General features: G+C 31.1%; 11 protein-coding genes and 3 tRNA genes. 8 read left to right on the forward strand and 6 right to left on the reverse strand.

Translation table 11 applies throughout. From position 1 onward, the window contains the following. Positions 1-8: 8 nt before the first annotated feature. From WG951_RS14290 to WG951_RS14310, 5 genes are all read right to left on the reverse strand, one after another. Complete coding sequence (locus tag WG951_RS14290) at positions 9-1,634, reverse strand: pyruvate dehydrogenase complex dihydrolipoamide acetyltransferase (protein WP_105047625.1); 1,626 nt, start codon at positions 1,632-1,634, stop codon at positions 9-11. 3 nt (positions 1,635-1,637) lie between these two features. After that, complete coding sequence (pdhA, locus tag WG951_RS14295) at positions 1,638-2,627, reverse strand: pyruvate dehydrogenase (acetyl-transferring) E1 component subunit alpha (RefSeq protein ID WP_105047626.1); 990 nt, start codon at positions 2,625-2,627, stop codon at positions 1,638-1,640. A gap of 129 nt (positions 2,628-2,756) precedes the next feature. Next, on the reverse strand, positions 2,757-3,425 hold the full coding sequence (locus tag WG951_RS14300) for a hypothetical protein (RefSeq protein WP_105047627.1): 669 nt from the start codon (positions 3,423-3,425) through the stop codon (positions 2,757-2,759). 78 nt (positions 3,426-3,503) lie between these two features. Continuing rightward, positions 3,504-4,172, reverse strand: a complete 669-nt coding sequence (locus WG951_RS14305; RefSeq protein WP_105047628.1) for a M15 family metallopeptidase — start codon at positions 4,170-4,172, stop codon at positions 3,504-3,506. A gap of 76 nt (positions 4,173-4,248) precedes the next feature. Further along, positions 4,249-5,202 (reverse strand): fasciclin domain-containing protein, encoded by a 954-nt coding sequence (locus WG951_RS14310; RefSeq protein ID WP_105047629.1) that lies wholly within the window; start codon positions 5,200-5,202, stop codon positions 4,249-4,251. A gap of 183 nt (positions 5,203-5,385) precedes the next feature. On the opposite strand from WG951_RS14310, the gene ctlX reads away from it, so the two are divergent. Beyond that, positions 5,386-6,321, forward strand: a complete 936-nt coding sequence (gene ctlX, locus WG951_RS14315; RefSeq protein ID WP_105047630.1) for a citrulline utilization hydrolase CtlX — start codon at positions 5,386-5,388, stop codon at positions 6,319-6,321. Positions 6,322-6,325: 4 nt separating this feature from the next. Next, positions 6,326-7,000 carry a PrsW family intramembrane metalloprotease gene (locus WG951_RS14320; protein WP_105047631.1) on the forward strand — a complete coding sequence of 225 codons (675 nt, stop codon included), beginning with the start codon at positions 6,326-6,328 and terminating at the stop codon, positions 6,998-7,000. Positions 7,001-7,216: 216 nt separating this feature from the next. Here WG951_RS14320 and pafA read toward each other — a convergent pair whose 3' ends face one another. Further along, complete coding sequence (pafA, locus tag WG951_RS14325; protein WP_105047632.1) at positions 7,217-8,857, reverse strand: alkaline phosphatase PafA; 1,641 nt, start codon at positions 8,855-8,857, stop codon at positions 7,217-7,219. Positions 8,858-8,965: 108 nt separating this feature from the next. On the opposite strand from pafA, the gene WG951_RS14330 reads away from it, so the two are divergent. The 6 genes from WG951_RS14330 to WG951_RS14355 all read left to right on the forward strand — a co-directional run bounded on the left by WG951_RS14330 (position 8,966) and on the right by WG951_RS14355 (position 12,704). Further along, positions 8,966-9,706: an MlaE family ABC transporter permease gene (locus tag WG951_RS14330; RefSeq protein WP_105047633.1), complete on the forward strand. Its 741-nt coding sequence runs from the start codon at positions 8,966-8,968 to the stop codon at positions 9,704-9,706. Between the two features lie 3 nt (positions 9,707-9,709). Next, positions 9,710-10,483: an ABC transporter ATP-binding protein gene (locus tag WG951_RS14335; protein ID WP_105047634.1), complete on the forward strand. Its 774-nt coding sequence runs from the start codon at positions 9,710-9,712 to the stop codon at positions 10,481-10,483. Between the two features lie 56 nt (positions 10,484-10,539). Then, a tRNA-Lys gene (locus WG951_RS14340) sits at positions 10,540-10,612 on the forward strand. A gap of 118 nt (positions 10,613-10,730) precedes the next feature. Beyond that, positions 10,731-10,803, forward strand: a tRNA-Lys gene (locus tag WG951_RS14345). A gap of 203 nt (positions 10,804-11,006) precedes the next feature. After that, positions 11,007-11,080, forward strand: a tRNA-Asp gene (locus WG951_RS14350). A gap of 142 nt (positions 11,081-11,222) precedes the next feature. Then, positions 11,223-12,704, forward strand: a complete 1,482-nt coding sequence (locus WG951_RS14355; RefSeq protein ID WP_105047635.1) for a DUF389 domain-containing protein — start codon at positions 11,223-11,225, stop codon at positions 12,702-12,704. The last annotated feature ends 32 nt before the right edge of the window (positions 12,705-12,736 follow it).

The following is a 12,736-nucleotide window of genomic DNA, read 5'->3' on the forward strand; positions in this document are numbered from 1 at the left end:
GAAAACAATTACGCTAACATGGTAACTGGATTTTCTATAAATGTTTTTAATGTTTGTAAAAACTGAGCTCCAACAGCGCCATCAACAGTTCTATGATCGCAAGTTAAAGTTAAGTTCATTGTGTTACCAACAACTATTTGTCCGTCTTTAACAACAGGTTTTTGTACAATTGCACCAACAGATAAAATTGCTGAGTTAGGCTGATTGATAATAGAAGTAAAGTTTTCTATACCAAACATACCTAAATTAGAAACAGTAAAAGTACTTCCTTGCATTTCTGTAGGAGCTAGTTTTTTGTTTCTTGCTTTACCTGCTAAATCTCTAACACCTGCACCAATTTGAGTTAAACTTAACTCATCTGTGTGTTTAATAACGGGTACTAATAAACCATCATCTACAGCTACAGCAACACCTACGTGTATATGACTGTGGTAAATAGTATTTGTATCTGTCCAAGAAGTGTTTACTTGTGGATGTTTTTTCAAAGCCATTGCACATGCTTTTACTACCATATCATTAAATGATACTTTAACATCTGGAATTGCATTTATGGTTTTTCTAGAAGCCATTGCATTGTCCATATCAACTTCAATATTTAAACTGAAATCTGGAGCAGTAAATTTAGAGTTACCTAAAGATTTTGCAATTGCTTTACGCATTTGAGAATTCTTAACTTCTTCTGAGTTTTCTACACCAGTAGCTGGTGCATTTGCAACTGCAGGAGCAGCTGCAACTTTAGCAGCAGGAGTATAGTTTTCTACATCTTTTTTAATGATTCTTCCGTTTTCACCAGAACCATTAACATCTGCTAAATTAATTCCTTTATCAGAAGCAATTTTCTTAGCTAAAGGAGATGCAAATACGCGTCCGTTAGAAGTATTGTTTGATACAGCAACAGGTTTTGCTTCTTCTACTTTAGCAGCTGGTTTTGCTGTAGTTTTTTCTGGAGCTTTAGCGGCAGGAGCGTCAGTTTTTTCAGCAGGAGCTGATGCAGCTGCGCCACCGTTAGCAACTAATGCAGAGACATCAGTTCCGGCAGGACCAATAATGGTTAATAAACTATCTACAGGAGCAGTTTCTCCTTCTTGTACACCTATGTATAAGATGGTTCCTTCATAGAAACACTCAAATTCCATAGTTGCTTTATCTGTTTCAATTTCTGCAAGCATATCTCCTTCAGAAACACTATCACCAACTTTTTTTAACCATGTAGCCACAGTTCCGTCAGTCATTGTATCACTTAAACGAGGCATTGTAATTACCTGAACTCCTTCAGGAATAGCAACACTATCAGTTGTATCTGCTTTTGCAGTTGTTTCTTCTTTAACTTCTTCTGTAGCAGCTTCTTCTTTAGCAGGTGCTGCACTTCCGTTAATAATAGCAGAAATATCTTCACCTTCTTCACCAATAACGGCTAATAAAACATCTACAGGAGAAGTTTCTCCTTCTTGAATACCGATGTATAATAGAGTTCCTTCGTAGAAAGATTCAAACTCCATTGTAGCTTTGTCTGTTTCAATTTCAGCTAAAATGTCACCTTCTTCAATTTTATCTCCAACATTTTTTAACCATTTTGCCACAACACCTTCTTCCATGGTGTCACTTAATCTGGGCATATTTATAATTGTAGCCATATCTTAACTTATAAAAGGGTAATCTTCTTGTTCATAAACCATATCGTACATTTGCTGAGGTTCTGGATACGGAGAGTCTTCTGCGAATTTCTCACATTCTTTTACCTTTGCTTTTACTTCTTTATCTATAGCAGCTAATTCTTCTGCAGTAGCATATTCTTTTTCTAAAATAATATCTTTTACTTGCGTAATAGGATCTATTTTTTTGTATTCTTCTACTTCATCCTTAGTTCTGTAGTGTTGTGCATCAGACATTGAGTGACCTCTATATCTATATGTTTTCATTTCTAAGAAAGTTGGTCCATCACCACGTCTTGCTCTATCTAAAGCTTCATCAATAGCTTCAGCAACCTTTATAGGATTCATAGCATCTACTGGTCCACAAGGCATTTCATACCCTAAACCAAGTTTCCATATATCTGTATGGTTTGCTGTTCTTTCTACAGAAGTTCCCATTGCGTAACCATTGTTTTCACAAATAAAGATTACAGGTAATTTCCATAACATTGCTAGGTTAAATGCTTCGTGTAAAGAACCTTGTCTTGCAGCACCATCTCCAAAACATGTTAAGGTAACACCACCTGTGTTGTTATATTTATCACCAAAAGCAAGTCCTGCACCTAAAGGAATTTGACCTCCAACAATACCGTGACCACCATAAAAACGAAATTCTTTAGAAAAAATATGCATAGAACCACCCATTCCATGAGATGTTCCTGTAACTTTTCCATACAATTCTGCCATTACACGCTTAGGATCTTCTCCCATACCAATAGGCTGTACGTGGTTTCTATAAGCAGTAATCATTTTGTCTTTAGATAAATCCATTGCATGCAATGCACCTGCTAAAATTGCTTCTTGACCATTATATAAATGTAAGAAACCTCTAACTTTTTGTTGAATGTAAACAGAAGCAAGTTTGTCTTCGAACTTACGCCAAAAAAGCATGTTTTGATACCAATCTAGATAGGTTTGTTTGGTGATTTTTTTCATTTTAGTGATATTGTTTATTTTTTAAGACCATCAAAGTATTCTTTTGAATAATCAATGACAAAAATAACTGTTTTAGATAGAATAAAAAAACAAGATGACTTTAAAATAAAACAAAATATTTTAAGGGTGTTATTTGTCTTTAGCTATGACTATAGTAGCCTTAGCGCCTGTTGCTAAGTTCCATTCATTAGAAGAGAGTAGTGCGCCTTCATTATTATAGACCTTAAAAGCGGCTGTATTAGGTCCAGAAGTGCCTTGGTTAAGTGCTTTAAATGCAATTTTATTTAGACCAACTTCTAAAGGTATATTAAATTTCTGATAACTTTGTTTAAGGGTAATGTTAATTATAACAGGAATATCATTAACTAAGATGGTAACCATATCTCCATCTGGGTATTGAAAATCTCTACAAATTATGTTTACACTTTTAGAATTTGTTCTAAAACTTCCTAAATCTTGATCGATTTTAGGGTAAATATATTGACCATTTATTTTTTTAAAGGCTTTTAAAAAACGTTCTTCACGCTGTTTTTCTTTTGTTAAAATACCTTTATTATTAAGATCGTTATCTGCTTGTTGTTTTTTTAATTTTTTATTTTCTTTATCAAAAGCACTTTTAAAGCCATCGTTTCCTTTTAATTCTAAAGCATTGGGTTTTGTAACCTCTTTAGAATTGTTTAAAACAAGTCCTTTAATGTTCCCTTTTTCTTTGTTACCAGAATTATTATCTAATTGTGCAAATAATTGAATTACAGTTAATAATAAAATTGGTAAAAGAAGTTTATTTTTTAATTTCATAGGTATCATACTTTCTGATAATATTACAAATATAATGCCGATTTTTAAGTGAAGTTGTTTCTATTTTGTTAAAAGGTATTATTCAATAGGAAAATTAAAGTAAGTTTTAGGAAACGGTTCGAATCTTAAAGTAAAATGCCACCACTCGTTTTTATAAGGTCTAAAATTATTTTGCACCATGGCAGTGCGTAGCAACATTCTGTTTTTTTGTTGCTTAGCAGTAATTTTTTTAGATAATGCATGAGATGTTATTCCAAAAAAATCGAAAGGACTTCCCATATCTAATTCTTTTCCTGTTTTTGTGTTTACAATTGTTAAATCTAAAGTGCTACCTCTTGAGTGCCCTGATTTAGAAGCGATATAACCTCGTTTAAATAACTGAGATTTTGGTACAGTTGGGTAAAACTGCTTTTTCATTAAAGTGTCTTCTAAAACCTTTGCCCAACGAACAAAATGATTTACCGCTTGTTGTGGTCTGTAGGCGTCAAATATTTTAAGGCTTAGGTCTTTTTTTTGTAAAAAACGTTGTACTTTTTGTAAAGCAGCTGCTGTTTCTTTGGTAACTATAATACAGTTTTTGTGATATCCATCAATTGGTTTTCCTATAAAATTATTGTTGCCTAAATAGCGTAATTCAGATTGTATCGTTTTATCTAAGTCAGATAAATATACAAATCCATCAGGAAGACTTTGTCCGAAAGAGAAAAAAGTAATAAAGAGTGTAAAAAAGAGAATTGTGTTTTTCATTACTTCAAAAATAAGAAAAAAAATACCTGTAAAATTAATTTTACAGGTATTTGTATTATTTGTAAAGGCTTATTAATTAATTTGGTAATAAAACTTTATCAATAGCATGTATTACACCATTATTAGCTTGAACATTGGTTGCAATAATATTACTAACTCTATTTCCTTCATCAGTTAATGAGGCACTAGCTGTTAAATCAACGGTTAATATTTCCGAAGAAAGTGTTATTAAATTTAAACCAGTACTTAAATCTGTATCTAAAGCATTTGTTCCTGATAATACATGTGTTTTTAAAGTTAAGTCTAATGTGTTTTTTTGAATGTCTGATAAAGCAGTTAAATTTAGCTCTTCTAAAACGTTAATAAAAGCACTGTTTATAGGTGCAAACACTGTGTATGGTGCTGTGTTACTTGATGCTGGTAATGATAAAATACTTACAAAATCTGTGTCTAAATCACTTCTTGTGAGTGCTTCTACTAGTACAGAAAAGTTAGAGTCTGCGGTAGCAAAAGTTACTACTGTTGGTAGTGCAATTACTTTATCTATTACATGAACAATTCCATTATCAGCATCAATATTTGCGGTTGTAACTGTAGAAATTCCATTAAATTTAACTCCTCCATCTGTGTTAATATAAATAGACATTAGTGTGTTAGAGGCATTGCTTGTTGCTTTTGTATTTGCATAACCTGTTGATAAATCTGTAGATTTTAAACTACCATCTATTACATGGTTTAAAAGTATTTGAGTTAATAATTCTTTTGGTACGTCGTCAACAGAATTAAAATTATTTTCACTTAAAAACTCAGCAAATGCTTCATTTGTTGGTGCCAACACGGTAAATGGTCCAGGACCGTTAAGAGTATTAACTAATTCGGCTTTAGTTACAGCTGCAACTAAACTACTTAAATTAGAGTTTACTGCCACATCAACAATTGTATTTGTTTTTATAGAAGTTTCTTCACTACTACAAGAAGTAAATAATGATAGCAATAATACAAAAGTGACTAATTTTGATAATGTTTTCATTGGATAAATTTTTTGAGTTAAATTATTTGTTTAGCAATAATACAAATAAGTTAAACAAAATAAATTAAAAAAATGTTAAATTTTTTTTCAATAAGGTTAAACAAAACTAATTTTAAATACTCAATTTTACTTATTTGTACTTCCATAAAAAAGTCTAATTTTGTATTAAATATAATGAGCTAAATGAATCAAACTACAAATACAATATTAATGATTCGTCCTATCAATTTTAGGATGAATGAGCAAACTGCTGTGAATAACTATTATCAAAAAGAAATTGATAATGCACTTCCATCAACAATTAATGCTAAAGCCCAAGTTGAGTTTGATACTTTTGTAGAAAAATTACGCAGTTTTGGAATTCATGTAATTGTAGTTTCTGATACAAATGATTCTGATACTCCAGATTCTATTTTTCCAAATAATTGGATTTCTTTTCATGCAGACGGTACGGTTGCAATGTACCCAATGTTTGCAGAAAACAGACGTTTAGAAAGACGTGAAGATGTTTTAGAAGAATTAGAAAAGGAAGGTTTTTTAATAGAAAATATAGTAGATTACACTTCTGCAGAAGAAGATGATGTCTTTTTAGAAGGTACCGGAAGCATTTGTTTGGATAGAGAAAATAATAAAGCATATTGCGCACTTTCTCCTAGAGCAGATGAAGAGTTGTTTATAGAGTTTTGTGAAGATTTTGAATACACTCCGGTTGTTTTTACGGCAAATCAAACCGTAAACGGTAAAAGAGAAGCTATTTATCACACGAATGTTATGATGTGTGTTGCAGAAACGTTGGCTATAATTTGTCTGGCATCAATAGATGATAAAGCAGAACGTAAAAATGTGTTGAAGCATTTAAAAGAAGATGGTAAAAAAGTAATAGATATTACAGAAGAGCAGGTAAATAATTTTGCTGGTAATATGTTACAAGTTCGTGGTAAAGATGATGAACGATTTTTAATAATGAGTCAAGCAGCATTTAACTGTTTAACACAATCTCAAAAAGCACAAATAAACAATCATTGTAAAATTATTTCTAGTTCTTTAGATACCATTGAGTATTGTGGAGGAGGAAGTGCACGTTGTATGATGGCAGAAATTTTCTTGCCAAAAAAATAAAAAAATGCATTTACTTTTTCTTGCTATTGCTCCTGCAACAATAATTATACTCTATATTTATTTTAAAGATAAATTTGAAAAAGAACCTATTGGTTTTTTGTTTAAAAACTTTCTTTTAGGCGCAACTGCTAGTGTTTTGTTAACGGTAATTTTGGGAGGATTTGCAAGTAATTTTATTCCTTTATTAGATAATACAAGTGTTTTACAACAGTTTTTGAAAGCATTTGTAGTAGTTGCGTTGGTAGAGGAGTTTTCTAAATATGTAATTGTTAGGTATTATGCGCAAAGAAATAAAGAGTATAACGAGTCTTTTGATGGAATCGTTTATGCTGTTATGGTTTCTATGGGGTTTGCTACTTTAGAAAACGTATTGTATGTTTTTCAGCATGGGGTTTCTACCGGAATAATTAGAGCTTTTACAGCAGTACCTGCGCATGCAACTTTTGCTATTTTAATGGGGTACTTTATGGGGAGAGCTAAGTTTTCTAAAAATAGAATTGTTTTAAATTTAACAGGCTTGTTCTTTGCAACGTTGTTTCATGGCGCCTATGACTTTTTCCTTTTTATTAACTTTATTCCAGGAATTTCTATTGGGGCATTTGTTTCTTTAGCAATTGGAATTATCCTTTCTAGAAAGGCGATAAAAAAACATCAAAATAGTTCGGTTTTTAAAGTTTGATAAATTTCTTTACAATTGCCTTTTTACTATCACACTGAATTTTTATGATAAATATTTCTTCGTTAAAATCAGAAATATCAATTTCTTTTTGAGGGTTAAATAAAGATATCTGTATTTTCTTATCTAAAGAATTATAAAATTCTAGTTTAAGAAAATACAGATTTATATGAGGATTAAAACTTAACTATTAAAAATTATTAATAGAATTCTACATTTTTATTTTTCTAAAACTTCATCAATTACAACTCCATTTGTACCGTTAGGAGATTCAATATTTAATAGGTTGGCAATTGTTGGTGCAATATCTGTAATATTGTATCTTTTTGATGACGAACCTTGTTTAATACCATTTCCATAGAAAATAATTGGTACATGTGTATCATAAGAATAACCAGAACCATGGCTTGTACCTGTTCTTGCGCTAATTAAAGTGGCTGGATTTGGAATCATAAAGACGTCTCCAGATAATTTTTGATTGTATCCGTTTTGAAGCGAATTTAATATGCCAGAAGAAAAATGTGTGGTTTGTAAAGTTCTTGCTGTTACTACTTTGTAAATGCCATCAAAATTAATAATTTCATCAGCTAATTTTTGAGCCACTGTGTTTGCATCTAAATTTAAAGACGCTATTTTTTCTTTATTTAAAAATATTTGATAGTTAGAAACGTTTTCTATCAATTCATCAGAATTAAAATACTTTTTAGTAGTTTCTATAACAAATTCGTTAAACTTTTTTATGTTTAAATAATGAGCAGGAATTTTTAAAGATTGTAAATAGGCAGGTACGTGTACAGCTGCGTGATCTGCTGTTAAAAATAAAGTGTAGTTACCTTTTCCAACTTGTTGGTCTAGAAATTTAAAAAAGTCAGCTAAATCTTTGTCTAAACGTAAATAAGTATCTTCTGTTTCTACAGCAGAAACGCCATATTTATGACCCACGTAATCTGTTGGAGAAAAACTAACAGCTAAAAAATCTGTATACTCCCCTTTACCAAGATTTTCACCTATAATTGCCGCTTTTGCAAAATCGGCAGTAAAAGTGTTCCCAGAAGGAACCGTTTTTATTAAGTCGAAATTTCCGTTTTTTGTACGTAAATCTTTTAAGTCTTTAGGAAAAGTAGGTGTTTTTTGCCCTTTTAATTTTCCTTCAAAAATATTATTGTCCGCTCTACTGTTTGTGTAGGTGTCAATGTTGTAAAGTGTTTTCCAAGGAGTATTTAAATAATCATCGGCTTTATTATTAGTGTTAAAATCTTTTACCCATTGTGGCAGTTCATTCATGTAAAAAGTACTGGTAACCCAAGTGTTAAAATTACGGCCATCATACCAAAAAGCTCCATTTGCAGTATGACCTGCAGGCAAAATAGCAGAACGATCTTTTATAGAAACCCCAATTGTTTTTCCATGCATGTTTTGCGCTAAATGTAATTGGTCTGTTATGGTTGATGTAAAAAGTCTCTTTGGAGATTTTTGACCATAATTACCATCATTACCAACGGTTTTAAAAGTAGCATCATCTACACAATAAATAGATTTTTTAAGGTATTTATCATACCAATTATTAGAAATAATACCATGTTCACTTGGTGTGGTTCCTGTATAAATAGAGGTGTGACCAACAGCCGTATATGTTGGTATATAGTTGTAATGTGCATTTTCTAATGAAAATCCATCTTTTAAAATTCTATTAAATCCGTCTTTCCCATATCTATCAGCAAACCTAGTTAAATAATCATATCTCATTTGGTCGATAACAATACCAACTACCAATTTTGGTTTTTTATTTTGTGATGTTAGTTTTGTGTTTCCTGAAAAAATAAATAAACAGATTAAACTAAAAATAAATTTGAATTTCATAAGGGTATAATTAAATTATTGATCAAAAGTAATTATTTTTTGTTTTGATATGGTCAATTTAACTTTCTATTAATGATATTTTAATACTTTAGCACAAAATTAAAATGAATGAATTACCTAGAACATATTGGTAAATATTTTATGATGTTAGGTAGAGTTTTTAAAAAACCGCAAAAAGGAAAGGTTTTTTATGAGGCTTTACTAAAAGAAATTGATGATTTAGGCTTAAAGTCTTTAGGTATAATAATGTTTATTTCCTTTTTTATAGGAGGTGTAATTGCATTGCAAACGGCTTTAAACTTAGACAATCCATTTATTCCGAAATCTTTAATAGGTTTTGCTGCAAAACGTTCTATTATTTTAGAGTTTGCACCTACTTTTTGTTCTATTATTTTAGCGGGTAAAGTAGGGTCTTATATAACATCTAGTATTGGTACAATGCGTGTTACAGAACAAATTGATGCGTTAGAAGTTATGGGTATAAATGCACTAAGTCATTTGGTGTTACCTAAAGTTTTAGCAACCGTTTTCTTTTATCCTTTCTTAATATCATTAGGTATGTTTTTAGGTATTTTAGGAGGCTGGGTTACAGGTGTTTTATCTGGTCTTTTTTCTGGAGCAGACTATATAGAAGGTATACAAACCGATTTTGATCCATTTTTATTAACATATGCTATTATTAAAACTTTAATTTTTGCGTTTTTAATAGCTACTGTGCCATCTTATCATGGTTATTATGTAAAAGGAGGTTCTATAGCTGTTGGTAAAGCAAGTACACAAGCGGTGGTTTGGACAACTATTTTAATTGTAATTGCAAATTATTTTTTAACTCAAATGCTTTTAACCTAAAAAATGATAGAAGTAAATAATTTACATAAAGGTTTTGGAGACGTAAAAGTATTAAAAGGTATTACAGCTACTTTTCTACCTGGAGAAACAAGTTTAATCATTGGTGAAAGTGGTTCTGGTAAAACAGTATTTATAAAGTCACTAATTGGTTTACACATGCCAGAAGAAGGGACTATTGCTTTTGATGGAAGAATTAATACGCAATTTACAGAAAACGAAAAACAACAATGGAGGCAAGAAATTGGGATGGTTTTTCAGGGGAGTGCATTGTTTGATTCTCAAACCGTAGAAGAAAATGTGATGTTTCCATTAAAAATGTTTACAAATAAACCTTTCGAGGAAATGTTAGAGCGTGTAAACTTTGTTTTAAAAAGAGTCAACTTAGAAAATTCAAATAAAAAATTACCTGCAGAATTATCTGGTGGAATGCAAAAAAGAGTTGCCATTGCAAGAGCCATTGTTATGAATCCTAAATACTTGTTTTGTGATGAACCTAACTCGGGCTTAGATCCTCGTACTGCCATTGTAATAGATAAATTGATTCAAGAAATTACAGATGAATATAAAATTACAACTGTAATTAATACCCATGATATGAATTCTGTGATGGAAATTGGAGAAAAAATAATTTTTTTAAAGGATGGTAAAAAAGCTTGGGAAGGAACTAGTGAAGATATATTTAAAACTGATAATGAGGCTGTTGTAAGTTTTGTGTATTCGTCTAATTTATTTAAGAAAGTTAGAGAGGCGTATTTAAATGAAAAAAGATATAAATAGATTTGGTTTATTTAAAATAAAGCATATCTTTGCAGCCGCTAAAAAGGAAATAAATTGACCTGGTAGCTCAGTTGGTAGAGCATCTCCCTTTTAAGGAGAGGGTCCTGGGTTCGAGCCCCAGCCCGGTCACAATAAGTTAAGAACTTCATAGAAATGTGAAGTTTTTTTTATAAGATAATCACTTTAAAAAAATGATTATCTTGATTAAAAAAAAATATCTTTTCAGGCAATAAGATAAAAAACTAAAGACCTGGTAGCTCAGTTGGTAGAGCATCTCCCTTTTAAGGAGAGGGTCCTGGGTTCGAGCCCCAGCCCGGTCACTTAAAAAGCTTCACATTTTTTGTGAAGCTTTTTTTATTTATAAATATTTAGAATAGGTTGTACTTTAAAATACATTCCTTTTTTTTTAAAAAGTGTTAATTTTTTATTGTCTAGTAATTATAGATAAAAAAAATAACAGAAAAAGAGAAGAAAGTTTTTTTTATACAAAAAAGATGTTATATTTGCAGCCGCTAAAAGCAACGGTCTGGTAGTTCAGCTGGTTAGAATACCTGCCTGTCACGCAGGGGGTCGCGGGTTCGAGTCCCGTCCAGACCGCAAAAAGCACTTCATTTATGAAGTGCTTTTTTTGTATAATAACTTTTTTTAAATGGTAATCTGTATTTTTTTTGAGTAAAATTATAAAAATTATTTTCAGACAACTTTTTTTGTATCTTTCACTCCTTAGAAATTAGTAATTATGGAAGAAAAGAATTTAATTGATGAAACAGCAGATCAATCTAAGCAAGATGTAAAAGATGGTGCTATAGGATTACTTTCTAGTATCAAAAAATATTTAAAAGAACTTTTAGATTTTAGACATGATACAGATCATGAAGCAACTATAGAAGCTATTAAGGCAGATATTCCTTTTAAAGGAGCTACAGCTTGGATTCTTATTTTTGCTGTATTTGTGGCCTCTATTGGGTTGAATGCAGATTCTACTGCAGTTGTAATTGGTGCCATGTTAATATCGCCATTAATGGGGCCTATTCTTGGTATTGGTAGTGCTTTTGCAATAAATGATATTGATGTTTTTAAAAAATCGTTAGTAAGTCTTGCTACAATGATTGTTTTAAGTTTATTAGCGTCATTTGTCTTTTTCTATTTTTTTCCATTAAGCGAAGACACCTCAGAGTTGTTAGGTAGAACAAAACCGGATATTAGAGATGTATTAATTGCCTTTTTTGGTGGTTTGGCATTAATGGTTGCAAGAACAAAAAAGGGGACCGTTGCCTCGGTAATTTTTGGAGTAGCAATTGCTACCGCTTTAATGCCGCCTTTATGTACTGCTGGTTATGGATTGGCAAAAGGGTTTTCTGGAGATTCAGTAGGGTTTACGTATGCTTTTGGAGCAATGTATTTATTTACTATTAATACTATCTTTATTGCTTTGGCAACATTTTTAGTGTTAAAACTGTTGAGTTTTCCAATGCATAAATATGCAAATGCAGCCAGAAGAAAACGATATGCAACTGTTGCAACAGTTGTGGGTATTGCAGTAATGATACCTGCTTTTTATACATTTATACATGCTTTAAATGAAAGCAGAATGACTTCTGAACTAAAGAAGTTTGTAAATTCTGAAATTAAAACAATTACCGAATTACAATTAATAGAGCAAGAGCCTTTAATATCTGATAAAGTACTAAAGCTTAACTTTTTTAATGAAGTGCCAGAAAGTACAGTAAACGTATTGTACAATCAGCTAAGAAATAATGATCAGTATAAAAATATAAAAGATTTTAAGTTAGATATTAAAGGAAGTGATACCAAGAGTTTCGATTTAATTACAACGGCATATAATGATAAAAGGCAAGAGTTAGCGGAAAGTAAAAATATAATTGCCGGACTTCAAAAAGAAATTGAAGATTTAAGAGGAACCGTATCTAATTTAAACTATAGATTAGAGCAAGGTGTGTTGGGTGAGAGTAACAAAGCAATCGCTTTTAGTACTGTTGTAAAGGATGCTAAAATTAGATATCAAGATATTAGAGAAATTGGTTTTGCAAGAGTATTGTCTTCTAAAGATTTTATAGAAATAGATACCATACCAATGGCAATTATAAAATGGAATACAAGTATACCAGATAGTATTATTCAGTTTAAAGAAAAAGAATTAAGAACCTGGTTGCAAAAAGAAATGAGTTTAGATACACTGTTTATTAAAAGAGAATATTAAATAAAAAAAGCTTCCTATTTGGAAGCTTTTTT

This window comes from Polaribacter butkevichii (assembly GCF_038024105.1).
Lineage (GTDB): Bacteria > Bacteroidota > Bacteroidia > Flavobacteriales > Flavobacteriaceae > Polaribacter > Polaribacter butkevichii.